General features: G+C 33.7%; 24 protein-coding genes and 1 tRNA gene. 19 read left to right on the plus strand and 6 right to left on the minus strand.

The features are described 5' to 3' along the window. Positions 1-107 precede the first annotated feature (107 nt). From Q4Q16_RS08420 to Q4Q16_RS08480, 13 genes are all read left to right on the plus strand, one after another. Positions 108-347 (plus strand): DNA-directed RNA polymerase subunit H, encoded by a 240-nt coding sequence (locus tag Q4Q16_RS08420; protein ID WP_303347284.1) that lies wholly within the window; start codon positions 108-110, stop codon positions 345-347. A gap of 224 nt (positions 348-571) precedes the next feature. Beyond that, complete coding sequence (locus tag Q4Q16_RS08425) at positions 572-2122, plus strand: DNA-directed RNA polymerase subunit B'' (protein ID WP_303347285.1); 1551 nt, start codon at positions 572-574, stop codon at positions 2120-2122. A gap of 9 nt (positions 2123-2131) precedes the next feature. Then, on the plus strand, positions 2132-4393 hold the full coding sequence (gene rpoB / locus Q4Q16_RS08430) for a DNA-directed RNA polymerase subunit B (protein WP_368660223.1): 2262 nt from the start codon (positions 2132-2134) through the stop codon (positions 4391-4393). A gap of 25 nt (positions 4394-4418) precedes the next feature. Continuing rightward, entirely contained in the window at positions 4419-7430 is a 3012-nt protein-coding gene (locus Q4Q16_RS08435; RefSeq protein WP_303347286.1) for a DNA-directed RNA polymerase subunit A', read from the plus strand. An 8-nt stretch (positions 7431-7438) separates the two neighbouring features. Beyond that, positions 7439-8617 (plus strand): DNA-directed RNA polymerase subunit A'', encoded by a 1179-nt coding sequence (rpoA2, locus tag Q4Q16_RS08440; protein WP_303347287.1) that lies wholly within the window; start codon positions 7439-7441, stop codon positions 8615-8617. Positions 8618-8625: 8 nt separating this feature from the next. Then, a complete protein-coding gene (locus Q4Q16_RS08445) occupies positions 8626-8925 on the plus strand; it encodes a 50S ribosomal protein L30e (protein WP_303347288.1) in 300 nt (99 codons plus the stop codon). A gap of 6 nt (positions 8926-8931) precedes the next feature. Beyond that, complete coding sequence (locus Q4Q16_RS08450; protein ID WP_303347289.1) at positions 8932-9363, plus strand: NusA-like transcription termination signal-binding factor; 432 nt, start codon at positions 8932-8934, stop codon at positions 9361-9363. A gap of 320 nt (positions 9364-9683) precedes the next feature. After that, positions 9684-10109 carry a 30S ribosomal protein S12 gene (locus tag Q4Q16_RS08455; protein WP_067044341.1) on the plus strand — a complete coding sequence of 142 codons (426 nt, stop codon included), beginning with the start codon at positions 9684-9686 and terminating at the stop codon, positions 10107-10109. 13 nt (positions 10110-10122) lie between these two features. Beyond that, positions 10123-10683, plus strand: coding sequence for a 30S ribosomal protein S7 (locus Q4Q16_RS08460; RefSeq protein ID WP_303347290.1), 561 nt, complete (start codon positions 10123-10125; stop codon positions 10681-10683). A gap of 28 nt (positions 10684-10711) precedes the next feature. Beyond that, positions 10712-12913: an elongation factor EF-2 gene (locus Q4Q16_RS08465; RefSeq protein ID WP_303347291.1), complete on the plus strand. Its 2202-nt coding sequence runs from the start codon at positions 10712-10714 to the stop codon at positions 12911-12913. Between the two features lie 144 nt (positions 12914-13057). Then, positions 13058-14299: a translation elongation factor EF-1 subunit alpha gene (tuf, locus tag Q4Q16_RS08470; protein ID WP_303347292.1), complete on the plus strand. Its 1242-nt coding sequence runs from the start codon at positions 13058-13060 to the stop codon at positions 14297-14299. A gap of 69 nt (positions 14300-14368) precedes the next feature. After that, positions 14369-14677, plus strand: coding sequence for a 30S ribosomal protein S10 (gene rpsJ, locus Q4Q16_RS08475; RefSeq protein WP_069575021.1), 309 nt, complete (start codon positions 14369-14371; stop codon positions 14675-14677). Between the two features lie 36 nt (positions 14678-14713). Then, a tRNA-Ser gene (locus Q4Q16_RS08480) sits at positions 14714-14796 on the plus strand. A 1-nt stretch (position 14797) separates the two neighbouring features. Here Q4Q16_RS08480 and cobK read toward each other — a convergent pair. The 3 genes from cobK to Q4Q16_RS08495 are packed head-to-tail and all read right to left on the minus strand — an operon-like array spanning position 14798 to position 18421. Beyond that, a complete protein-coding gene (cobK, locus tag Q4Q16_RS08485; protein ID WP_303347293.1) occupies positions 14798-15601 on the minus strand; it encodes a precorrin-6A reductase in 804 nt (267 codons plus the stop codon). After that, entirely contained in the window at positions 15598-18027 is a 2430-nt protein-coding gene (locus tag Q4Q16_RS08490; RefSeq protein WP_303347294.1) for a cation-translocating P-type ATPase, read from the minus strand. The genes cobK and Q4Q16_RS08490 overlap by 4 nt, the downstream gene beginning before the upstream one ends. 4 nt (positions 18028-18031) lie before the next feature. After that, complete coding sequence (locus Q4Q16_RS08495; RefSeq protein WP_303347295.1) at positions 18032-18421, minus strand: UPF0146 family protein; 390 nt, start codon at positions 18419-18421, stop codon at positions 18032-18034. 67 nt (positions 18422-18488) lie between these two features. Between Q4Q16_RS08495 and rimI the strand changes: the two genes are divergently transcribed. Then, positions 18489-18944, plus strand: coding sequence for a ribosomal protein S18-alanine N-acetyltransferase (gene rimI, locus Q4Q16_RS08500; RefSeq protein ID WP_303347296.1), 456 nt, complete (start codon positions 18489-18491; stop codon positions 18942-18944). On the opposite strand, the gene Q4Q16_RS08505 is transcribed toward rimI, so the two are convergent. After that, entirely contained in the window at positions 18915-19430 is a 516-nt protein-coding gene (locus tag Q4Q16_RS08505) for a zinc ribbon domain-containing protein (RefSeq protein WP_303347297.1), read from the minus strand. The genes rimI and Q4Q16_RS08505 overlap by 30 nt on opposite strands. Before the next feature lie 101 nt (positions 19431-19531). Further along, complete coding sequence (dusB, locus tag Q4Q16_RS08510) at positions 19532-20512, minus strand: tRNA dihydrouridine synthase DusB (protein WP_303347298.1); 981 nt, start codon at positions 20510-20512, stop codon at positions 19532-19534. Between the two features lie 151 nt (positions 20513-20663). Here dusB and prf1 point away from each other — a divergent pair, with 151 nt between their 5' ends. After that, positions 20664-21908: a peptide chain release factor aRF-1 gene (gene prf1, locus Q4Q16_RS08515; RefSeq protein WP_303347299.1), complete on the plus strand. Its 1245-nt coding sequence runs from the start codon at positions 20664-20666 to the stop codon at positions 21906-21908. Here prf1 and Q4Q16_RS08520 read toward each other — a convergent pair. Then, entirely contained in the window at positions 21905-22153 is a 249-nt protein-coding gene (locus Q4Q16_RS08520) for a hypothetical protein (RefSeq protein ID WP_303347300.1), read from the minus strand. The genes prf1 and Q4Q16_RS08520 overlap by 4 nt on opposite strands. A gap of 498 nt (positions 22154-22651) precedes the next feature. Between Q4Q16_RS08520 and gdhA the strand changes: the two genes are divergently transcribed. The 4 genes from gdhA to Q4Q16_RS08540 all read left to right on the plus strand — a co-directional run bounded on the left by gdhA (position 22652) and on the right by Q4Q16_RS08540 (position 26322). After that, the gene (gene gdhA, locus Q4Q16_RS08525) at positions 22652-23986 is read left to right on the plus strand and encodes an NADP-specific glutamate dehydrogenase (protein ID WP_303347301.1); all 1335 of its coding nucleotides are present in this window, start codon (positions 22652-22654) and stop codon (positions 23984-23986) included. Between the two features lie 415 nt (positions 23987-24401). Next, positions 24402-25451: a C39 family peptidase gene (locus Q4Q16_RS08530; protein ID WP_303347302.1), complete on the plus strand. Its 1050-nt coding sequence runs from the start codon at positions 24402-24404 to the stop codon at positions 25449-25451. 57 nt (positions 25452-25508) lie between these two features. Beyond that, positions 25509-25895, plus strand: a complete 387-nt coding sequence (locus tag Q4Q16_RS08535) for a hypothetical protein (protein WP_303347303.1) — start codon at positions 25509-25511, stop codon at positions 25893-25895. A 37-nt stretch (positions 25896-25932) separates the two neighbouring features. Continuing rightward, positions 25933-26322, plus strand: a complete 390-nt coding sequence (locus tag Q4Q16_RS08540) for a hypothetical protein (RefSeq protein ID WP_303347304.1) — start codon at positions 25933-25935, stop codon at positions 26320-26322. Positions 26323-26395 lie beyond the last annotated feature (73 nt).

A 26395-nucleotide genomic window follows, 5' to 3' on the forward strand; every position in this document is an offset into this window, starting at 1 on the left:
CAGTCTGGCAGAGCGCTTGGCTTTTAACCAAGCGGCCGCGGGTTCAATTCCCGTCAGGCCTGTTTCTAATTTTTACATTTTAACTTTTCTATTTGGAGGAAAATATTTTGACAGTTGAATTTGATATTCAAAAACATATGCTCGTACCAAAGCATGAAATCATGACTGAAGAAGAAATTTCAAAAGAATTTAGTGATGTTGATTACGATTTTAAGGATCTTCCTAAAATTAAAGCAGATGATTCCGTTGCAAAATCTATTGGTGCAACTCCAGGAGATATTTTAAGAATAACTCGTGAAAGTCAAACTGCAGGTGTTTTTGTTACATATAGGATTGTTGAACCATAATATAAATTAGAATTAGTGAAGTTTATATATTTAATTTCTATATTTTGTTTTTTTTTTTGGAAATTCATTATAATAAATTTGAACTTAGTTTGAGAGGAATTATCTTAAATGAGATAGTTAGGAGTAAATTAAGAATAATGATTAAATGAGTTAGTTATTAGGTCTTTCCTTATTTTTATTTAGTTTATTATTTTTATTGCGTTTTATGTAATTGGAGGATGTTCATGACAGTAAATAATTGGAAATTAGTTGATGCATTTTTCGATAAATATGATTTGGTGGACCATCATATAAAATCCTACAATGATTTTGTAAATAATAGGATTCAGAATATTATTGATATTACTGAGCCTATTTCTTTAGATGATGGTAAGTATACTTTAAAAACTGGGAAAATACGTATTGAAAAACCATCTAACAAAGAAGCTGATGGTTCTAGAAGTGTAATTGACCCTACCGAAGCCAGACTTAGAAATTTAAACTATTCTGCAGATATGTATCTTGAAATGGCATTGAATGAAGAAGGAGAAGATAATCCCTTAGAAGAAGTATATATTGGTGAATTGCCGGTTATGCTTAAATCTGATATTTGCCATCTTAATGGTTTAAGTGAAGAAGAATTAATTGAAAAACACGAAGACCCTCAAGATTTAGGAGGATATTTCATTGTAAACGGTTCTGAAAGGGCTGTTGTTACTATGGAAGAAATCGCACCGAATAAAATTATTCTTGAACGTTTAGGTGCTGTTGAAGAAAGACACGCTAAAGCCGTTGTCACTTCAATCAAAAGTGGTTTTAGAGCCAGAATTGCTTTAGAATATAAGAAACCACGTAAAAATAAAGCATTTTTAAGAATTTCTTTCCCGTATCTTCCGGGTGAAATTCCATTGGTAATCTTATTAAGAGCACTTGGATTATCTACCGATCAGGAAATAATCACTGCTATTTCAGATGATAATAACTTCCAGATGATGATTGCAGACGATATTCAGGTTTCCGCAGAGGAATTAAATAAATTCATTGACAATTCTGTTATCCAAAACGGCACAAAAGATGAAGTAAGACAACATTTGCAGGATGCTGCTATTAAATACATTGGTAATAGGGTTGCTAAAAACATGCCTAAGGACTATCGTTATAAACGTGCTAAGGATGTTATTAATCGTTATCTATTACCTCACATGGGTATCGAAGAGGAAAAATGTTATGATAAAGCTATTTACTTAGCTGAAATGACTGAAATGTTATTGGAAGTCATCGAAGAAAAAAGAGAACCTCACGATAAGGACCATTACACCAACAAAAGATTAAGAGTATCTGGTGACTTAATGGAAGACTTATTCAGAGTAGCTTTCACTAATTTAACCAGAGATATGAGTTATCAACTTGAAAGAACCCTGTCCCGTGGTAAAGATCTTTCCATTAAACAGGCTGTTCGTAGTGATGTTTTAACTGAAAACATTAAGCACGCTATTGCTACAGGAAATTGGGTTGGTGGAAGAGCTGGTGTAAGCCAATTATTAGATAGAACAAGTTATATGGGAACTCTTTCTCATTTAAGACGTGTTGTATCTCCTTTAACTAGAAGTCAACCTCACTTTGAAGCAAGAGATTTGCACCCGACCCAGTTCGGTAAAATATGTCCAAACGAAACTCCGGAAGGACCTAACTGTGGTTTGGTAAAGAACCTGGCTTTATTATGTAATATTTCTGAAGGTTCTGATGAACAAGAAATTATTGATGTTATTGGACAAATGGATGTTGATTTAATTTAGGGAGGTGTGATGTTGTCTGAAAATTATAAAAATATTAGTACTGATGAGAAAAAGGCGCTTTTCTATTTCGGCTTTGAAAGATTTGCTACTTATAAAGAGGTTAAAGCCGTTATTGATGCATTAAAAGAAAATGTTGATGAAGATTCATTATACAAAATTAATGAACAGGAAGAGTTGATCGAATCTTATTTTGATAACAATAATCTTAAAGCAGATGATGGCATATCCGAATCATTTACTAAAGATAAACGTAGAGCTAAATGGAAATCCTATAAAAAAGATTTCCCTGAATTAGTGGATTTAATTGAAAGTGCTATTTCTCAGGAAACCGTCGAAGATAATGATGAAGATTCTGAAATTGAAGCTGTTGAAGATATTGTTGATGAAGATATCGAATCAGTTGAGGAAGTTGAAGATAGTGATGATGTTGCAATTATTGATGAAACTCCTGAACCTGCAGGAAAACAGCTCCATCACACTAAAATCTATATTAATGGTGCACTTTTAGGTTATTGTGAAGACCCTATTGCTTTTACTCAGGAAATGAGAGAAAAAAGAAGAAAAGGCAAAGTTTCTCATGAAATGAACATTACCTATTATGAAAGCAATGATGAGATATATATTTTCAATGACCCTGGTAGGGCAAGAAGACCATTAATTATTGTTAAAGATGGTGAACCTCTTTTAACTGAAGACCATTTAAATAAAGTAGCTAACGGCAAATTAAAATGGGATGACTTAATGAAGGAAGGCCTTATTGAATACTTAGATGCTGAAGAAGAAGAAAATTCCTACATTGCAATGAATTTAGCCGATTTAAATGATGAACACACTCATTTAGAAATAGACCCTGCTACAATGCTAGGTATTTGTGCAGGAATTATTCCATTCTCTGATCACAACTCCTCTCCAAGGAACACAATGGAAGCGGGTATGACAAAACAGGCTTTAGGATTATATGTATCTAACTATGCATTACGTACTGACACTAGAGCACACTTATTACATCATCCGCAAACTCCAATCGTTAAAACACGTATTATTGATTCAACCAATTATGATTTAAGACCATCCGGTCAAAACTTTATTGTTGCATTGATGTCTTACGAAGGATATAATATGGAAGACGCAATGGTTATTAACAAAGCGGCTTTGGAAAGAGGTCTGGCAAGGTCTTCATTTTTCAGAGCATATGACACTTCAGAAAAGAAATATGCTGGTGGACAAGTTGACACATTTGAAGTGCCTGATAAAAACATTAAAGGTTACAGATCAGAAGAATCTTATAGAAACTTGGATGAAGACGGTGTTGTAAACCCTGAATCTGTTGTAAAATCTGGGGATGTGCTGATTGGTAAAACTTCACCTCCTAGATTCTTGGAAGAAAACATCGGTAGTGCAGATAGGAGAAGGGAAACTTCAGTTACTGTAAGACACGGTGAAAAAGGTATTGTTGATGCTGTTCTTTTATCTGAAACTGTTGAAGGTTCAAAATTAGCTAAAATCAGAGTAAGGGACACAAGACAACCTGAATTTGGTGATAAATTCGCATCAAGACACGGTCAAAAAGGGGTTATTGGTTTAATTTTATCTCCGGAAGATGTTCCATTTACCGAATTCGGTGTTGTACCGGATTTAATAGTTAATCCTCACGCTATTCCATCAAGGATGTCTATCGGACAAGTGCTTGAGATGGTTGCAGGTAAAGCAGGTTGTCTTGAAGGTGAAAGAGTTGATGCAACTCCATTTAACCAAACTCTTGAAGATGAAATACAACAATTGCTCCTCGATAACGGATTTGAATCTGCAGGATGTGAATCATTATACAGTGGGGTAACTGGTGAAAGATTAGATGCTGAAATTTTCGTTGGTGTTGCATATTACCAAAAATTACACCACATGACTACTGATAAAGTTTATGCACGTTCCAGAGGTCCTGTCCAAGTTCTCACTCGCCAGCCTACTGAAGGTAGAGCACGTGAAGGTGGTTTAAGATTCGGAGAAATGGAAAGGGATTGTCTTATTGCACACGGTGCTGCATTAACTTTAAAAGAAAGATTGTTAGATGAATCTGACAAATATGAAGCTATTGTCTGTGAAAATTGTGGTATGTTAGCAGTTGAAGATAAAATCAAACATAAGAAATACTGTCCATTATGCGGAGATGTGGAAACATATCCAGTTGAAATTTCATATGCATTTAAATTATTATTAGATGAACTTAAAAGTTTATGTATTTTCCCTAAATTAGGTTTAGGAGACAAAGCATAATTAAATTTATTGAAGGAGTTAATACATGAAAGCATTTATTAAAAAAATTGAAAAAATTAATTTTGGTTTAATGTCTCCTGAAGATATTCGTAAGATGTCTGTTGTTACTGTGGAGTACCCTGATACTTATGGTGATGACGGTTTTCCTATTGATAAAGGATTGATGGATCCTCATTTAGGTATTATTGATCCTAGTTTAGTTTGTAGGACTTGTGGTTCTAAAGGAGGAGTTTGTCAAGGACACTTTGGTAGTATTGAATTGGCCAGACCTGTTATTCATGTTGGTTTCGGGGATGTTATTCATAAGATTTTACGTTCAACATGTAATGAATGTGGTCGTGCTCTTTTAACCGAAGAGGAAATCAACGATTACACTAATAAAATCTTAGAACTTAAAGCTCAAAATGAAAGTTTAAGTTCAATTCTCAAAGAAATCTATGATGTGGCAAATAAGAAAGACGGTGAAGTTTGTCCTTACTGTGGAACTATTCAGGATAGGATTATTCTTGACAAACCAGTGTCTATTGTTCAACGTATCAATCCGCTTCACGACTTTAAAAAAGCATTTTATGAAGCAGCATCCAGTGAAGCTTTCACCATCAGGGAGTTAGGTGCTACTGCAAATCACATTACTGAAAATAAAGAAGATTATTTCCAAAATAAATTATTGATTAACAGCAATCTTATTGAACGATTCTGTGAACAGGTAAATAATGTGGAATACGTCATCGATATCCTTGATTTGGAAGAGGATATTGACGAATCTTTCGAACTAACCAATACTCAAGTAAACAATATTTTCAAAGAAATTATCGATAATAATAATTTAGTTGAAGATTATAAATTAACCGCTTCTGAAGTTCGTGAAAGACTTGAAAAAATTATTGATGAAGATTCATTTGTTTTAGGTGTTGATCCGAAAGTTGCAAGACCTGAATGGTTGGTTTTAACAGTTCTTCCAGTTCCTCCTGTAACTGTAAGGCCATCTATTATTTTAGACACTGGTGAGAGATCAGAAGACGATTTAACTCACAAATTAGTTGATATTTTACGTATTAATCAACGTTTACTTGAAAATATGGAAGCTGGAGCTCCACAATTAATCGTTGAGGATTTATGGGAATTATTACAATATCATGTAACCACTTACTTTGATAATGAAGCTAGTGGTGTCCCACCTGCAAGACACAGGTCAGGCAGGCCACTTAAAACATTAACACAAAGATTAAAAGGTAAAGAAGGAAGGTTCCGTTCTAACCTTTCAGGTAAAAGGGTTAATTTCTCAGCCCGTACTGTAATATCTCCAGACCCTAACATCAGTATTAATGAAGTTGGTGTTCCTGAAATGATTGCAAAAGAAGTCACTGTGCCTGTTTATGTAAATGACTGGAACATTGAGGAAATGAAAACCTACATTCAAAACGGTCCTAATGTCCATCCGGGTGCAAACTATGTAGTCAACGGAGATACAAAAAGAAAGGTTACTGATGATAATAAGGATATTATTCTTGAGCAGTTAGAACCTGGTTTTGTCATTGAAAGACATTTAAAAGATGGGGACATGGTTTTATTCAATCGTCAACCTTCTCTTCACAGAATGAGTATGATGGCTCATGAAGTAAGAGTTTTACCTTACAAAACTTTCAGATTAAACTTATGCGTATGTCCTCCGTACAATGCGGATTTCGATGGGGATGAAATGAACATGCATGTTTTCCAAACTGATGAATCCCGTGCAGAAGCAAAATCTTTAATGCGTGTTCAGGAACATATTTTATCTCCAAGGTTTGGTGGACCTATTATCGGTGCAATTCACGACCACATTTCCGGAGCATATCTCTTAACCAGAGACGGTGTTGAATTTACTGAAGAACAAGCATTACAAATCATCAGAAAATCCCACCTTAAAATCCCTGAATTCAAATCAAATCAGTGGATTTTAAAATATGATGAGAATGCTAGTGAAGAATCTTTTATTTACAAAGATAAAGGGGAAAATTGGACTGGTAAAGAATTGTTCTCTTTATTATTACCAAATGATTTAAACTTATCTTATAATGCTGAGATTTCTAAATGTCCTATTGTTTACCCTCCTGAAGATGCTGATGTGGTTATTAAAAACGGTATTCTTGTACAGGGTGTAATTGATGAAAGTGCATACGGATCTTTCTCAGGTAAGATTTTAGATAAAATCGTTAAGGAATACGGTCCCGGAAGAGCTAAAGAATTCTTAGACCGTTCCACTGACTTGGCTATTTGTGGAATTATGAAAACAGGTATTACTACCAGTTTAAATGATGAAGAAATTCCTGAAGAAGCTCAGGACCGTATTAATGAACACTTGAACAATAAGATGGCAGAAGTAGATAAACTTGTTGAAGCTTATGAAGAAGGTTATCTTGAAGCTTTACCGGGTAGAAGTCTTGCAGAAACTTTGGAAATGAGAATTATGCAAGTTCTTGGGGAAGCAAGGGATATGTCCGGGCGAATTGCAGAACATTATCTTAACATGGGTAAACAATCCCTCGATGATTCTTATGATCATGTAATGGCTGTTGAAAACCACTCTGTAGTCATGGCTCGTACTGGTGCAAGAGCATCCATGTTGAACCTTACTCAGATTACTGCTTGTGTAGGACAGCAAGCAGTTAGGGGTGGACGTATCGAAAGAGGATACATTAACAGAACATTGCCTCACTTTAAAAAAGGTGAGTTAGGGGCAAAAGCAAAAGGTTTTGTTCACTCAAGTTATAAATCCGGACTTGATCCAATTGAATTCTTTTTCCACGCTATGGGTGGAAGAGAAGGTCTTGTAGATACTGCGATTCGTACCGCACAGTCAGGTTACATGCAAAGAAGACTTGTTAACGCTTTACAGGATTTACAAGTTAAATCCTCTGGACTTGTTACCAATAACCAGGGCAATGTTATCCAAACAATGTTTGGTGAAGATGGAGTGGATCCTGCAAAATCTGACTTCGGTAAACCTGCAAACTTAGATAAACTTATTGATGAGATTAGAATGGAAGGTAAATAGGTGTAACTATGGATGAACTTATAACTAAAATTATTGATATGATTGCTGAGATTAATGAAAATGAAAATCTCGACATTAATTTTCCGGATAGTTATATCGACGATTTAGCTAAACATTATATCAGTAAAGAATTAACTGATGATGAATTACGCAAACTTATTATTAAGCTTAAACAGGCCTATGACCGAGCTCACGTTGAAGCTGGAGAGGCTATTGGAACAGTTGCTGCGCAATCTGTAGGTGAACCTGGTACACAGATGACTATGCGTACTTTTCACTATGCAGGGGTAACTGAGTTAAACGTAACATTAGGTCTTCCAAGACTCATTGAAATTGTTGATGCAAGAGAAAAAATCAAAACTCCAACAATGGATATTTACTTTACTGAAGACAAACGTAATGATGAAGAATTTGTTAGAACTTTAGCTAATAAAATTGGTAAAAGTACTATCAATGATATTCTTTCAGATTTCAATTTAAACTATGGAACCATGGAAGTTGAAGCTGTCTTAGATGAAAAGAAGATTTTGGAAAAAAGACTTGATAGAGAAGAGATTAATAACAAAATTGCAAAGGCATTTAAAAAAGCTTCAATTAATGGTAATCATGTTGTTATTCCAAACAATAAGGTCGAGTCTGGATTTGTCATTCGTGAACTTCGTCTCTTAGCAGACAAATTCCGTGATTTGCAAATTAGTGGTATCAAAAACATTGGAAGGGTTATTATTCGTCGTGATGAGGAATGGATTATCCACACCGAAGGGTCAAACCTTAAAGATGTTCTCAGTATGGAAGGTATTGACCAGGTAAGAACCACTACTAATAATATTCACGAAATAGGTGAAGTTCTAGGTATTGAAGCAGCTCGTCAATCTATTATTAACGAGGCTCAAAATACCCTTTCAGAACAAGGTCTTAGTGTTGATGCGAGACATATTATGTTGGTTGCAGATATTATGACTTCCGAAGGTGTTGTTAAATCTATTGGAAGACATGGTATTAGTGGTGAAAAATCAAGTGTTTTAGCTCGTGCAGCTTTTGAAGAAACTGGTAAACATTTACTTAACGCAAGTATTCGCGGTGAAGTAGATGATTTAACAGGTATCATCGAAAATATTATTATTGGACAACCAATACCTCTTGGTACCGGATCTGTCGGTGTCAAAATGGATTATAAAAAAGAATAGGAGGCTAGATGATGGACGTAGATAGAGGAATCAGAGTAGCTGTCGATACTGGTGATGTAATATTAGGCTCTGAAAAATCAATTCAATCTTTAAAATTAGGAAAAGGACAACTTGTTGTTGTTGCAGCTAATGCTCCTAATGACATTCTTGAAGATGTTGAATATTATTCAAATCTTTCAGAAATTCCATTCATTGTATATGATGGAACTAGTGTAGATTTAGGTTCTGTTTGTGGTAAACCGTTTACTGTTGCTACATTAATCATTAACGATCCAGGAGATTCTACAATATTAGACGATTTGAGGTAGATTTAAGTGTCTATTAAACTTAGTGCAAATGAGATTAGATACATAGCTCTTTTCGAAAATATGACTGGAGCAATGGTTAAAGATTGCATTATCGATGATGAACATGGTAAAGTCACCTTTGTTGTTAAAAATGGTGACATGGGACTTGCTATTGGTAAAGGTGGCAGTTCCGTATCTAAAGTTCAAAGAGCAGTAGATAAGGGTGTTGAAATCATTGAATTAGACGATGATCCAATACAATTTATCAAAAATGCTTTATCCCCTGCGAAAGTACAATCTGTTAAAATCAGTCAAAAACAGACAGGTGAAAAAGTAGCTATTGTCACAGCAGACAATACCAATAAACGTATTGCTATCGGTAAAAACGGAATTAATATTGAAAGAGCTAAATTATTAGCTAATAGACAACACAATATTGATAATATTATTTTAAAATAGCTTTCGAGCTATTTTTTAATTCATTTTTTTTATGAAACTTTTTTTGTTATTTTTAAACATATTAAATACATACCTTTATAAAGGTTAATATTCATATATTATTATAAGATATCTGTACTAGTTATTACTTGACTATGTGTGCTTTTTGTCATGTTTTTAATATTATTTCAAGATATCTTCTTTTTAGATAAACTATTTTATCTATATATTATTATTACTGATTTATATCTTAGAATTTAGATTGTACTATTAGATTATAGTATAAATCGCAGCGGTGGATTCTTAGATATGTTTTTAACATAAAATTCGAGGAAAAAAATATGCCAGGACTTTTTGCTGCAAAAAAACTTAAAAAAAACAGACAAAATTTTAAGTGGAAAGATGTAGATTACAAAAGAAGAGCTTTAAGATTAGATGTTAAAGCAGATCCTCTTGAAGGAGCTCCTCAAGCTAGAGGTATTGTAATCGAGAAAGTAGGGATAGAAGCAAAACAACCTAACTCTGCTATTCGTAAATGTGTACGTGTTCAATTAATTAAAAACGGTAAACAATTAACTGCTTTCGCACCAGGTGACGGAGCTATTGGTTTTATTGATGAACACGATGAAGTGATGATTGAAGGAATCGGTGGACCATCCGGAAGATCTATGGGAGATATTCCTGGAGTTCGTTGGAAAGTTTCCAAAGTAAATAATGTAGCTTTATCAGAAATGGTAAGTGGAAAAATAGAAAAACCTGTAAGATAAGGTGGTTATGTTTATGAGTAAATTATTTGATAAATGGGATCTCGATGAAGTAAAAGTTGAGGACTTAGGTTTAGTAAAATATATCTGCTTAGATGAAACTTTAGTTCCACATACTTCTGGTAGACATGTAAAAAGACAATTCGCAAAATCTAAAGTATCTATTGTTGAAAGATTAATGAACAAAATCATGAGAACCCATCTTAATTCTGGTAAGAAAAACAAAGCTTATCTCATTGTAAAAGAAGCTTTAGAAATCATTAACAGAAGAACTAAACAAAATCCTGTTCAAGTTTTAGTTAAGGCTGTTGAAAATACTGCTCCTCGTGAAGAAACTACCCGTATTAAATACGGTGGTATTGGATACCAGGTTGCGGTGGATATTTCTCCACAAAGAAGAGTGGATCTTTCATTAGGTTTCTTGACTAGAGGTACTTTACAATCTTCATTCAAAAACAGAAGGTCTGTTGCTGAATGTTTAGCTGATGAATTAATTCTTGCATCTGAAGAAGATTCAAGAAGTTTCGCTTTAAGAAAAGCTGAAGAGAAAGAAAGAGTTGCTAAAGCAGCACACTAATCATATTTATGTTTTTTAGGTGGTTATTTTGAGTAGAAGAGACAAAATGATTGCAAAAATCAAAGAATTGATGTATAAACCTGATCAAATCAGAAACATTGGTATTTGTGCTCACATCGATCACGGTAAAACTACTTTATCTGATAACTTACTTGCAGGTGCAGGAATGATTTCCGAAGAACTTGCAGGGGATCAAAGATATTTGGATTTTGATGAACAAGAACAAGCACGTGGTATTACTATTGATGCAGCTAACGTATCTATGGTGCACGATTACAAAGACGATGAATATTTAATTAACTTAATTGATACTCCAGGTCACGTTGACTTTGGTGGGGACGTAACTCGTGCTATGAGAGCTGTAGACGGTGCAGTAGTTGTTGTTTGTGCTGTAGAAGGTATCATGCCTCAAACCGAAACTGTATTCAGACAAGCTTTAAAGGAAAACGTAAAACCGGTTTTATTCATTAACAAAGTTGACAGATTAATCAACGAGTTAAAATTAGAACCTGAAGAATTACAAAAAAGATTCATCAACATCTACATGGAAGCTAATAAATTAATCAAAAACATGGCTCCTGAAGATAAAAAAGATGAATGGTCATTAGATTTCACTGATGGTAGTGTAGCATTCGGTTCAGCATACCACAACTGGGCTATTAATGTACCGACCATGCAGGAAACTGGAGTTAACTTCAATGACATCATTGAATACTGTAACAATGATAAGCAAAAAGAGTTAGCACAGAAAGTACCTTTATCTGACGTATTATTAGGTATGGTAGTTGAACACTTGCCTTCCCCTAAAGAAGCTCAAATTTACAGAGTACCTAACATCTGGGATGGAGACATTGAATCTCCTGCTGGTGAATGTATGATTTCCACTTCTCCTGATGGACCTTTAGCTGTAATGGTTACTAATGTATCTGTAGATAAACATGCAGGTGAAATTGCAACCGGTAGGGTTTATGGAGGAGCTATCGAAAAAGGTACTGAAGTATATCTCGTAGGATCTCACGGTAAATCCAGAGTACAGCAAGTCGGTGTATATTTCGGACCTGAAAGAGTTAACACCGATAAGGTTCCTGCTGGTAACATTGTATATGTGGCCGGTGCAAAAGGTGCTATTGCTGGTGAAACTTTATGTGACCCTGAACACAAGATTAAAGAGTTCGAAGGATTAGAACACATTTCCGAACCTGTAGTTACCGTTGCTGTGGAAGCTAAAAACACTAAAGATTTACCAAAATTAATTGAAGTATTAAGGCAAGTTGGTAAAGAAGACCCTACAGTTAAAATCGATATTAACGAAGAAACCGGTGAACACTTAGTATCCGGTATGGGAGAACTCCACTTAGAAGTTATCGGTTACAGAATCGGTGAAAAAGGTGTGGATATTACAACTTCCGAACCTATTGTTGTATACAGAGAAACTGTAAGGCAATTATCTCCACAAGTTGAAGGTAAATCCCCTAACAAACACAACAGATTCTACATCACTGTTGAACCTATTGAACCGGAACTCTACAGTGCTATCCAAGACGGAGCTATTAAAGAAGGTAGAGTCAAAGGTAAAGAAGCGGCTAACGACTTCATGGAATACGGATTAGAGAAAGAAGAAGCCAGAAGAGTATGGGCTGTTCACAACAGAAGTATCTTCCTTAACATGACCCGTGGTATTCAATACTTGGATGAAGTAAAAGAACTCTTACTTGAAGGATTCGAGTCTGCATTAGAAAATGGTCCTTTAGGTAATGAAATTGCAATGGGATTAAAATTCAAACTCCATGATGCAAAACTTCACGAAGATGCAGTTCACAGAGGACCTGCGCAAGTATTGCCTGCAATCAGAAATGCAATTTTAGGTTCTATGATGCTTGCAGAACCAGCATTACTCGAACCAATGCAAAAAGTAGTTATTGACACTCCTAATGATTACATGGGTTCATGTACTCGTGAAATCCAAAACAGAAGAGGTCAAATTGTAAACATGGGTCAGGGAACTGGAGACATGGCAAGAATCGAATCTAAAGTGCCTGTAGCTGAAATGTTTGGTTTCGCTGGTGACATCAGATCTGCTGCTGAAGGTAGATGTTTATGGTCTACTGAAATTGCCGGATTTGAACCGCTTCCACGTGAGATGCAAAATCAAATCGTAAGAGAAATCAGACAAAGAAAAGGCTTATCTGCAGAACCATTCCCTGCAAGCCACTACTTAGGAGATTTATAAAATTAAAATTTTTTAATTTTTATATTTTTTATTAAAATTTATAAAAAAACATTATCTATTTATATGTTGAAGTATAAAATTAAATTTAAGCTATCATTTAAGCTTATAGATATTGTTTGATAATATTACAAAGAGGTTATTATAATGGCAAAAGAAAAAGAACATCTTAACTTAGCATTTATTGGACACGTTGACCACGGAAAATCCACTTTAGTTGGACACTTATTATTAAAAGCTGGTGCAATCGCTGAACAACAATTAGACGACGGAGAAAACAAATTCAGATTTGTTATGGACAAATTAGGAGAAGAAAGAGAAAGAGGAGTAACCATTGACTTAGCTCACCAAAAATTCTCCACCAAAAAATACGACTACACTGTTGTAGACTGTCCTGGACACAGAGACTTCGTTAAAAACATGATTACCGGTGCTTCCCAAGCTGACGCTGGTGTTTTAGTTGTTGCTGCAGACGACGGTGTAATGCCACAAACTAAAGAACACGTTTTCTTATCCAGAACTTTAGGTATTAATCAATTGATTGTTGCTATTAACAAAATTGATTTAGTAGATTACTCTGAAGACAAATTCAACGAATTAAAAGAAGAAGTATCTAACTTAATTAAAACTGTAGGATTCAACCCAGCAGATGTACCTTTCATCCCATTATCTGCATTTGAAGGTGACAACATTAAAGAATCTAGTGAAAACACCTCCTGGTACAAAGGAGACTCTTTAATGGATGCTTTAGACAAGTTAACTCCACCTGAAAAACCTACTAGCTTACCTTTAAGGATCCCTATCCAAGATGTTTACTCCATCACTGGTGTAGGAACCGTACCTGTAGGAAGAGTTGAAACTGGTGTAATGAAAAAAGGTGAAAACGTTGTCTTTGAACCTGCTGGAGCTTCCGGAGAAGTTAAATCTATCGAAATGCACCACGAAGTATTCGACATCGCTGAACCTGGTGACAACATCGGATTCAACGTAAGAGGTGTAGGTAAAAACGATATCAGAAGAGGAGATGTAGCAGGACACACTGACAACGCTCCTACTGTAGCTAAAGAATTCGATGCACAAGTTGTTGTTTTACAACACCCTGGTGTTATTACCGTTGGATACACTCCTGTATTCCACTGTCACACTTCTCAAGTTGCATGTACTTTCTTAGAATTATCTAAAAAATTAAACCCTGCTACTGGTGCTGTTGACGAAGAAAACCCTGACTTCTTAAAAACTGGTAACGCAGCTATTGTTAAAATTAAACCTACAAAACCAATGTGTCTTGAAAACGCAAAAGAAATCCCACAAATGGGTAGATTTGCTATTAGAGATATGGGTCAAACTGTTGCTGCTGGATTATGTCTTAATGTTACCCCAGCAAAATAAGTTTGTAAACAATAATTAGAAAGTAACTTTTTTACTTTCTTTTCTTTTTGTTTTTTTGGAGGATAATAAATGAATCAAGCAAGAATTAAGCTTACTGGAACAGACCCGGAAAAATTAGCATATGTTTGCGATCAACTTAAAAAAATTGCTGAAAGAACCGGTGTCGACTTATCTGGTCCTATTCCATTACCTACTAAAAAATTAGTGGTACCTACAAGAAAATCTCCTGACGGAGAAGGTAAAGCTTCTTGGGAAAAATGGGAACTCAGAATTCATAAACGTTTAATCGGTATCGGGGCTGATGAACGTGCTATGAGACAAGTTATGAAAATTAATGTTCCTGATAATGTAAGTATTGAAATCGAACTTAAAGGATAGATATTTAGAGTTTTTTCTAAATATTCCTTTTCATATGCCGAGATAGTCTAGTCTGGTAAGGCGCAGGACTTGAAATCCTGTGGAGTCTCTCCGCCTGGGTTCAAATCCCAGTCTCGGCGTTTATATTCTATCTATTTTTTTTAAAAAATTTTTTAATTTAACATCCAATTCATCGGTATTGGATATCATGTCTTTTTTATTTATGTTTTTTATTTCCGGCCTTTGAATCATTATTACTTCAATGTTTTTTGCATTTGCAGCTTCTATTTTATCAATTACTCCGCCGATTTTGCCGCTTTCTTTAGTAATAATTACTCCTGCATTGTATTTTTCAATTAATTCCATATTTTCTTCGACGTTTGCTGCACCGGTCATGGGAATGATGTGAGTGGGGTTAATGCCTAGTGATTTGCATTTTTCAAGCGAACTTTCCACTTTTAATATTCTCGGATAAAATGTTTCTACTGAAGCGTTTTTCAAAACATCTTCCATGGTGTTGGCTCCTGCAAAATGCAACACATTTTTTTGATTGAATCTGCAGGCTATCAATTCTCCGGCTTCAACAAATGAATTTACATAATGGACATGTGATGTATCTATGTTTTCAAGGTTGATGGCAGGTCTTTCAAAGCGAAAATAAGTCAGTTTCAATTCTTTGGCAATGCTTGCGCTTGTCTGTGTGATATGTTCTGCAAAGGGATGTGTCGCATCAATTAAAATATCATAGTGATTTTTTGTTATAATTTCAATTAGTTCATCTTTTGGAAGGGGACGGGCTATTATATCATCACTTCCCCCTTCCTTTGCTAATTTCGCACCGTATTCTGTTGTTGTTGTAGTTAGAATATATGCGTCATAATTCTTTTTAATGAATTTAATAATGTTTATTGAATCCTTTGTTCCGCCCAATAGCAATATTCTCATTTTATCACTTTATTCATTACTTTTTGAATAATCAGGATTGTTGAAGCTACAATTATTATAATTGCCCATTCCAATATGTCAAGTGCTGTTGTTCTAAATATGATTTGCAGTTGCGGAATATATATGATTAGCAATTGCAGTGAGAATGATAATAGAATTCCCAGATATAGGTATTTGCTTGATTTATCTGAGTTTGCTTTTCCATTGTATGCATTGAATAGCTGATAAACAACAAACAGTGTAAATGCAACCGTCATTGATTTTTTAATTGAGGAACCTGAATATATTTCCCAGCTGAATACTGCAATTGTTCCAATAGCCATCACTAATCCTAAAACAAATATTTCAAGCAGTGTCTTTTTAGTCAAAATGTCTCCGGTTTCAGGCGGACGGGTCATGGTATCTTTTTCAGCACCTTCCATACCCAGTGTTTGTGCTGGAGGTCCGTCCATCACTATATTGAGCCACAATAGCTGTGCCGGATTAAATGGCAGAGGCAAATTAAGAAGTGTTGTTCCGATTATTGTTAGGATTGCACCTACATTTGTTGATACCTGGAACTTGACGAATCTTTTAATGTTGTCATAGATTTTGCGCCCTTCACTTATTGCTTTTACAATTGTTGAGAAGTCGTCATCTTGCAGAATCATGTCTGATGCTTCCTTAGCAACATCTGTTCCGCTTCCCATTGAAATTCCAATTGATGCTTTTTTAAGTGCAGGTCCGTCGTTTACTCCATCTCCAGTCATTGCAACGATATTGTCTAGTTTTTTCAATGTTTCAACAATTCTCATTTTTTGAGCAGGCTTTACTCTTGCATAAACTTGAATATCTTCTGCAACGGCAAGGTATTCCTCATCTGACATGTTTCTTAATTCCTCGCCGGTTATTACTTGGCCATCTGTTAGTATTCCTAGCTGTTTTGCAATTGCCTTTGCTGTTTTTTCATGATCTCCTGTAATCATTTTAACGGCAATTCCTGCGTTGATACATTCGTTTACTGCTTCTTTTGCATTTTCTTTTGGAGGGTCGATTAATCCGAGCAATCCTGTAAATATCAGGTTTTCCTCTATGTCTTTTCCATCATTGATTTTGTATGCAAACCCGATTACTCTTAATGCATTTTCACTCATTTCATTAATTTTTTTCAATATGGTTTCCTTTGTTTCAGCATTAATTATTTCAATACTTCCGTCCTTGTCTATATGATTGCACTTATCTAGAATAATTTCTGGCGCACCTTTTGATAAAACGATTTCATTTTCACTATCCAGTCTATGTATGGTGGTCATCATTTTACGGTTGCTGTCAAGTGGGATTTCATCAACACGTTCAAGTGATGAACTGTAACCGTCTGCAAATTTTAAAATGGCTCCGTCAGTCTGATCTCCAATGACTGTATCTTCTTTGATTACTGCATTATTACATAATTTTGAGATTAACAGAGTTTTATCCTCATTTAGCAAATAGCTCTCAACAACACTCATTCTGTTTTCAGTTAATGTTCCTGTTTTATCACTGCAGATTATTGTACATGACCCTAATGTTTCAACTGACAATAATCTCTTTACAATAGCATTTGAGGATGCCATTTGAGACATTCCAAGTGCAAGGGTTAATGTTAAAACCGCAGGAAGGCCTTCTGGAATTGCTGCAACGGCAAGGGATACTGCAGTCATAAATGTTTCAACAAGGCCGATTCCTTTTAACAGTTCCAAAACAAAGATTATTATACACACAACAATCGCAATCAGTGATAGAACTTTCCCGAGCTTTCCCACTCTTTTCTCAAGAGGTGTTTCGTCATCTGTTTCTTGGATTATTCCGGCTATTTTTCCGATTTCAGTTTCCATTCCAATGTTTTTGACAACTCCGATACCGTGGCCCAGGGTAATGTTGGAATCCATATAAACGTCATCATCTGTTTTTTTTACAACTGCTTCAGATTCTCCTGTAAGAAATGACTCATCGCAGTTCAGATTTTTACTTTCAATTAATACCAGATCTGCAGGAGATTTGCTTCCTTCTTCAAGAATTACAATATCTCCAATAGTCAGTTCATCTGCACTTATTTCGGATATTTTGTTTTCTCTTCTGACAACTGTTTTTTTAACCATTAAACTTTTAAGACTGTCAACAGCCTTTCTTGACCGGTATTCTTGAATGAATCCTATGATTGTGTTAAGCAATACTGCAAGTAAAATTACTCCTGCATCAATATAATCTCCAATTACAATGGCGGCAACAGCAGCAATGATTAGAAGGGCGATTAAAACGTCAACAAACTGTGATAAGAATAAGACTATAAGCGGTGTCGGCTTTTTTTCATCAAGTTTGTTTAAACCATATTTTTTCTGTCTTTTTAGAACTTCGCTTTTATTTAATCCCTGAATTGATGTGTTGTATTTGGAGAGAATTTCATCCATAAAATTACCTCATAATGTAAAAACTTGCTTTTTTGTAATTCTTTAATTTCATTTTAACTCTGCCCGTATTTAAATCTTCATTAGTCAACGGTTTTATAATTAACTGGGCGTTTACCTTTTGTGCAAGATCAACCAGATAAGGTTGAAGTTCGCTTGGGGGTCTGATTGAATAGATAATATCAACACCTTCATATAAACTAAGGTCAGGATTGGTGATATCGTCTTTAATCACGCTTTCGTCATCCGGATCAATGTCGGTTTTGATAAGTGTAATGTTGTCTTTTTTAGATAATTCGCATGCAACCATGCTGAATTTTCCAATTCCTACTTCAGCTATTGTAACCTCATTTAAAGCAGCTTCGTTTAAAATATATTCTGTAAAATCTTGCCACATAATATCCTTATTAAATATTAATATATCCAAACTATTAAATACATTGCTTTTGATAGTTAATGATGTTATGATTATTCGAAAATTTGTTCCAAGAGATTTAAAAAGAGTTTTTGAAATAGAAAATATGTCATTTGACCAATCTTATGGAATGGATATGTTTCAGCGATTATATGAAATGGGTATCGGTTTTTTAGTAGCTGAAAAGGACGGTTATGTGATAGGATACATTATGTTTTGGGTCAAATACGAATTTCATGGCCACATCATATCAATAGCCGTTGATAAATATTATAGAAACTTAGGTGCCGGAACTAAGCTTCTTGTTAAAGCCATTTCTATTTTGTCCTTATTGGACATTGACAATATCTTTTTAGAAGTAAACGAAAACAATAAGGAAGCTATTGCGTTTTATAACAAGTTTAATTTTATGATAGATAGGGTGGTTCCAAATTATTATCAAAATGGTGATGGAGCCATTGTGATGTATTTGCCTTTAAGGAAGAGTCATGTTTCCGGTGAGTAACTGCTGATAATTGGTTAAGGCTTCCATCGGGATTACTCCAGTTGCAAGAAGCACTGCAATAAGCAAAATATAAAATCCGAATATTGCAAGCTGGATAAGTCCGTGTTTTCTAACGTCCGGTTCTTTTCTTGTTATTAGATAAATTGCAATAATCAAACCTAAAAGACCGCCCAGAACTGAAAAGAGGTATCCGAATATTATGAGCCATTTGGTCATTCTGCTCATTCCATTTGAAGTGGTGCCTGCAATTTCTTTTTTAATTATTATTTTAGGTTCGACGGTATTGATATTTTCATCAAGGTTTTTGAGAACAATCGGCGTGCCGCACTTAACGCAGAAATCCGCTTCATCGGGATTTGAAAATCCGCATAATGGGCAGGTGTGCTGTGACGGGTCTATTTTTTGAAATTCATATCCGCATTTTATACAAAAACCGTATTTGCTATCAGTTGTTGAACCGCATTGAGGGCATCTTCTAAAAACCATAATTTATCACTTGAATATAAATTAATAATAATAAGTTTATAAACCTTTGTTTTAAAATTGAAACGTCTTTAGGCTAATAATTTTTTTAACTAGTTTTATAATTATAATTTAATTGATTTATAAAAGTCATCTAATAAATCAAAAAGTTCTTCTTTCGAATTTGTCTTAAATAATTGGGGTTTTACATCAACACTCCTGTACATGCCTTTTAAATAATATGCTGCGTGTGTTCTCATTCTGGAAATCGCTAACTTTTCAGGTTTTGTTTTTTGAAGAATCTCCGCGTGCTTTTTTGCCATTTCTATTTTTTCCTCATCGGATACTTTTTGAGGTTCAATTCCATAATCCAAGTATTCGACGCACTGCTTTATAAGCCACGGGTTTCCAAGTGTTGCCCTTCCAATCATTATTGCATCGCAGCCGGTTTCATCAATCATTTTTTTAGCATCATAGCATGATCTTATATCTCCATTTCCAATAACCGGGATTGATACTGCATCTTTTACATCTTTAATTATTGACCAGTCTGAGGGAACATCATACCTTTGATGCCTGGTTCGGGGATGAACTGTAATTGCCAAAGCTCCGGCATCTTCAACCATCTGGGCTATTTCAACTGCATTAATGCTATTTTCATCCCATCCGCTTCTGATTTTAACTGTAACCGGTATTGGAACACTATCTACAACTGTTTCAACAATCTTTCTGGCTTTTTCAGGCTCTTTTAAAAGAGCGCTTCCGGCTTTTGATTTAATGGCTACCTTTTTAACAGGACATCCCATATTTATGTCGATAATGTCGGGTTTCATATTTTTGTAGATGTATTGTGATGCTGCTTTAAAGGAATCTATGCCGCAACCAAATATCTGCTGTGAAATTGGCCTTTCTTCATCCTTCATAAACAGCATTTCCTGTGTTTTGAAATTTTCATACATTATTGCTTTATCAGAAACCATTTCAGTTTCAATTAATCCGCATCCCATGGATTTGATTATGCTTCTAAATGAGTAGTCGCATATTCCTGCCATTGGCGCTAAAACTACCTGATTTGCTATTTCAACATTGCCGATTTTCCATTTCATTACATTTTTATTTCTTTTAATTATATATTATGTTTTTTGATAGATTTCAAAAAATCTTTACTTGTTGATGCATTTTTTCATTAATTATTTATATTTAAAAAAAGATAATTTATACTATTATATTAATAATTTTAATTTTTATAGGGATAACATGGCAGAAGTATCATCAAAAGAATTATATGAATTCAAAAAAACTTTAAAAGAATTGTCAGGAAAAAGAGGCAGAGGTACAGAGCTTGTTTCCGTTTACATTCCACCAGATAAGCAATTAAGTGATGTGGGTAAGCACATGAGAGATGAACTCGGTCAAAGTGCTAACATTAAGAGTAAACAAACAAAAAAAAATGTGCAATCTGCAATTGAAGTAATTTTACAAAGCATACGTTTATATAAACAGCCTCCTGAAAACGGATTGGTTTTATTTGTAGGAATGATTCCTAAAGGAGGTCCTGGTACTGAAAAAATGGAAAAATACATTTTGGAACCTCCTGAACCAATTACAACCTACTGGTATAAATGTAATAATGAATTTTTCGTTGAGCCTTTAGAGGAAATCATCGAAGAAAGAGATACCTATGGTCTTGCAGTTGTTGACAGAAAAGAAGCTACCGTGGCTACTTTAAAAGGTAAAAAAGTTAACATTTTAACTCATTTAACAAGTGGTGTTCCAGGTAAACACAAAGCTGGAGGGCAATCACAAAGAAGGTTTGACCGTGTAATTGATCTTGCTGCACACGAGTTTAAAAAACGTATCGGAGAGCATATGAATGATGACTTTTTAGATTTAAAGGACGATTTAAAAGGAATTATCATTGGAGGGCCTGGTTTTACCAAGGAAGAATTCATTCAGGGAGATTATCTTCAATATGAACTTAAAGATAAAATCATAGCTACTGTCGATACATCATATACCGGCGAACCGGGCATCCGTGAAGTTATCGATAAATCTGCAGACATCCTTGATAATCTGGATGTTATGCATGAGAAAAAGCAAGTTCAAAGATTCTTAAAAGAGTTAACCAAAGATAAAGGATTATGTTCCTATGGTGAAAATGAGGTGAGAAATAGTTTAATTATGGGTGCCGTTGACACATTGCTTTTATCAGAAGATTTGTCCAGTTTACGCAAAACTTTTAATTGTTCTAATTGCGGAACCCAAAAAGAATTCACTGTTAAAACCCAGGCTGAAGCAGATAAAATGGAAGAAAGATGTCCTAATTGCAATGAACTTTTAAAAGAAGTTGCTTCTAAAGATTTAACTGATGAGTTTGTTGAAAAAGCAGAAGAAATGAATACTGATGTTGAATTCATCTCTACTGAAACTGAAGAGGGCATGCAGCTTTTCAGAGCATTCGGTGGAATTGCTGCAGTTTTGAGATATTATGTAGAATATTAGTTGTAGTAATTCGGAGATTTGTCCGATTTTTCTACAATATTATTTAATTTTTTTTCTCTTTTTGTATAATATTCATTTAAGCCTTCTTCTTGGCGAATCTTATTTATTAATTTGAAAAATAATTGTTTGTCAATGCTGTTTTCCTTATTTGCCTGCATATACAATGAATGCAATGTTCTGTTTTTTTCAAGGTAGCTATTTTTTAAGTCGTTGTATTGTGTTTTGCTTACTTTTCCTATGCTCATTAACTCACCTTATGATTTCTTATCAAATTTAATTTTGCTGTATACTGTCTGTTATTGTAAATTATTATATATAAATCAATATGCTTTTTTAATTTTATTGGATATTGTTTAATTTATCTTTATTTTTCTAATTATTGTTCTAAAATTTCATTTTATTGTCACGGATTTTTGCACATTTTATTTTTTCACTCATCGGAATTTCTTTGTTGGCAATCATTTTCCGATTTTGTCCATTAATTGATTATTTTAGTTAGACATTTTAAATTTTTATCTTTAAAGATATGTTCAAAATACTATTTTTTTTGTATTTTATTATAATATGTTTAAGATAAATATTTAATTTTTTGAATAATGTTGCTAATATTTTATTAAAAATTGAAAAATATTTAAATATGAGAACATTCATACTAATAACTATATTGTTAAATATTGGTGAAATTTTTAAAATTTAATGATATTAAAAAAATAAATCCAGATATATTTTATGGAGGAATATTTTTGTCATACGTAGATGAAGTAATTGAAACTATTATTGAACAAAACCCTGCAGAACCAGAATTCCATCAAGCTGTACGTGAAGTAATGGAATCTTTAAGGGTTGTAATTGAAGCAAACGAAGAGGAATACAGAAAAAACGCACTTCTTGAAAGATTGTCTAATCCTGAAAGGCAATTCAAATTCCGTGTCCCTTGGGTAGATGACGACGGTCAGGTACAGGTCAACACAGGATACCGTGTACAATTCAACAGCGCTATTGGGCCTTACAAAGGGGGATTACGTTTCCACCCTTCTGTAAATTTGGGAATTATTAAATTCTTAGGTTTCGAACAAATCTTCAAAAACTCATTAACCGGCCTTCCAATTGGTGGGGGAAAAGGAGGGTCTGACTTTGATCCTAAAGGAAAATCTGATAGGGAAGTTATGGCATTCTGTCAAAGTTTCATGACTGAGTTATGCAAATACATTGGTGCCGATACTGATGTTCCTGCCGGAGATATCGGTGTAGGTGCTCGTGAAGTAGGTTTCTTATTTGGCCAATACAAAAGAATCAGAGGATTATATGAAGGAGTATTAACTGGTAAAGGATTGACCTTTGGAGGTTCCCTTGCAAGAACTGAAGCTACTGGATACGGTTTACTATACTTCACCAATGCAATGTTAAAGGCAAATGACATTGATATTGCAGGTAAAACTATTGTTGTATCAGGAGCAGGTAATGTGGCTATTTATGCTATCGAAAAAGCTCAGCAGTTGGGGGGTAATGTTGTATCCTGTTCTGATTCAAGCGGTTGGATTTACGATTCAGAAGGAATTGATGTGGAACTGCTCAAAGAAATCAAGGAAGTAAGGCGTGAAAGATTAACTGCATATGCTGAAGCCAGGGAAAGTGCAGAATATCATGAAGGTAAAGGAGTATGGACTATTAAATGTGACATTGCATTGCCATGTGCTACTCAAAATGAATTGTTGCTGGAAGATGCTAAAATCCTAGTTGAAAACGGAGTAACTGCTGTTGCTGAAGGAGCAAATATGCCGACCACTATTGAAGCGACAGAATACTTGCAGGAAAATGATGTATTATTCGCACCTGGTAAGGCATCTAACGCTGGCGGTGTGGCTACTTCCGCATTGGAAATGTCTCAAAACTCACAAAGATTATCTTGGACCTTTGAAGAAGTCGATGCAAAACTTCAAGGTATTATGGAAGACATCTTTGCAAATACTGCTGAAGCTGCTGCAGAATATGGCATGGACAAAAACTATGTTGCAGGAGCAAATATTGCAGGATTTAAAAAAGTAGTTGAAGCTATGAACGCACAAGGCATTGTGTAAACTTAGAAGTTTTATTTTTAATTTTAAGAGTTTTTAACTCTTCTTTTTTTTATTTATTTTATTTTTATCAGTATATTGTTGTTTATTGCTATTTTATTATATTTCATTCGTTTTGAAGTGATTTGGGAACCTTAATTTTTTCTATTTAAAAGTGAGGTGGTAACGGAATTTTTGGTGCTGTTCTGTTTTGAATTTTGAGGTTAGTTTTTCTTGAAAAATGTATTTTGAATATAAATAAATAAAAAGACGAAAAATCATATAAAATTTTTAGAATACTTTCTAAAATACATACTTTTATATATTTATTTAAATAAAATATGTTTATTCATTTAATATATCATGAACTAATTACTAAATTACTTCAGAAGTTTGATGGATGATAATGTGCTATTCATAAACAATTGGAGGAATAAACATGAACAGAAATAGTAAAATTGTGATGATTTTAAGTTTAGTTTTACTATTATCAATAATATCTGTATCTTCAGCAGCTGATGTTGATTCATTTAAATCAAATGATTCTATTTCCGATGACATTATTGTTAAGTATAATTCTAATTCTCAAATGGAAATGTATGATAATTTAATAAGTGAAAATAATGATTTTAAATATGGAAAGTTTGTTGACTTTTATGATAATTCTTCAAAAGATTATAATTCATGTGATAAATATTTAAATGGAATAGAAGAAAAGGAAGACTGTTTAGATGATGAATATGATGTAATGGATAATGAAGAAGAAATTAAAAATACTACTGGAATTGTAATGTCTAATGATAGTTACAGTTGTGGACCTGCTTCCCTTGCAACTGTTCTTAATACATTTGGGTTAAATCTTACTTTAAATGATGTTTCTAAATTTGCTGATACTACTGAAGAAAATGGAACTAGTATGTTATCTTTAATTGAAGCATCCCGACATTATGGATTTGAAGCATTTGCTACTAAAATGAATCTTTCACAACTTAATGAAAATTATATCGTACATATGGATATGAATGGAAACAATCATTGGAGTGTTTTTAAATATATCAAAGAAGGATATGTATTTTTAGCAGATCCTAATGATGGAAACATTAAGATGTCAATAGATGAATTTATGGAGTATTTTACAGGGAATTCCATAATTATATTAAATAATAAAAATGAAAGTATTATAAATGAACTCAAATATAAGAATATTACTATCTTAAATGATGATGAAAGTTCTAAAATTGTAGGAAAAAGAATTGTTAAAAAACTAGTAGGATATAAAAAAGTTCGAAAATATGGGATATATTTAAAAAAAGGATGGCATATTCAGTTTAAGGCAGATGTAAGAGGTGTAAGCTTACTTAAATGGGAGTGGGCTTATGGATATTATCATGTATTAGGATGGCATACTGAAAGAATACCTATCTATAAAACTTATACATATTCAGATGATTCTTTAACTCGTAGAAAAATTACTAAAAAATCAAGATAAGATTTATGGATACTATAAATTAATTTTAAAAGAACTTAAATATAATGAGGAGATATAATGAAGAAGATATTAATTGTATCTATTGTTGTTGTAATTGTTATTTTAGTAGCTGTTGGATATTATTTCATGCCATACTATCAACTTAACATTCCGGATGTTACTGAAGATACAGTTTTATTTGATTATTCAAGTGAACCTATTACAAATTGGAATGAAAATGCTCATGAGTATAGATTCCATCAAAAGATTACAAGTTTTAATAAGCAGGACTTGAAAAATATTAGTATTGATATTATATTTTATAAAGATGGTAAACTAATGGGTATTGAATCGAATGATATTAATGAAATCGAAAATGGTGCTTTTGATTTGGATTTTACTACAAAATTAGATGCTGAACCAGATGAATTCTATTACAATGTAACTGATTTGAATTGGGCTTAAATTTTAGTATTTTTTTCATCTAAACGGAGGATAAAAAATGAATAAAATATTAATTGCATGTGTTGCAATAGTAATTATTGTCTTAATTGCAGCTGGATTAAATGTTATACCCTACTTTGATTTTTATGCACCAGAGGATATTACACAATACACAGACTTATTTGATTATTCAAATAAACCTATAACAGATTGGAATGATAGTTCACACGAATTTAAATTTTATCAAAACATTAAATCTGTCGATAATCAAGACTATGAAAATATAAGTATTGATCTTTTATTTTATAATCATGGAAAAATAGTTGGTATTGAATCAAGTAATATTAACAAAACCATAAACGGAACATTTAATTTAAATTTTACTACAAAATTAGATGCTGAACCTAATGCATTCTATTACAATGTAACTGATTTGAATTGGGCTTAAATTTTTTTTAATTTTAGGGTGTCCGCCAAAATTAGTTTTTGGCAGACCAGTTGATTTTTAATTAAAATATTGT

Source organism: Methanobrevibacter sp. (assembly GCF_030539875.1).
Classification (GTDB): Archaea; Methanobacteriota; Methanobacteria; order Methanobacteriales; family Methanobacteriaceae; genus Methanocatella.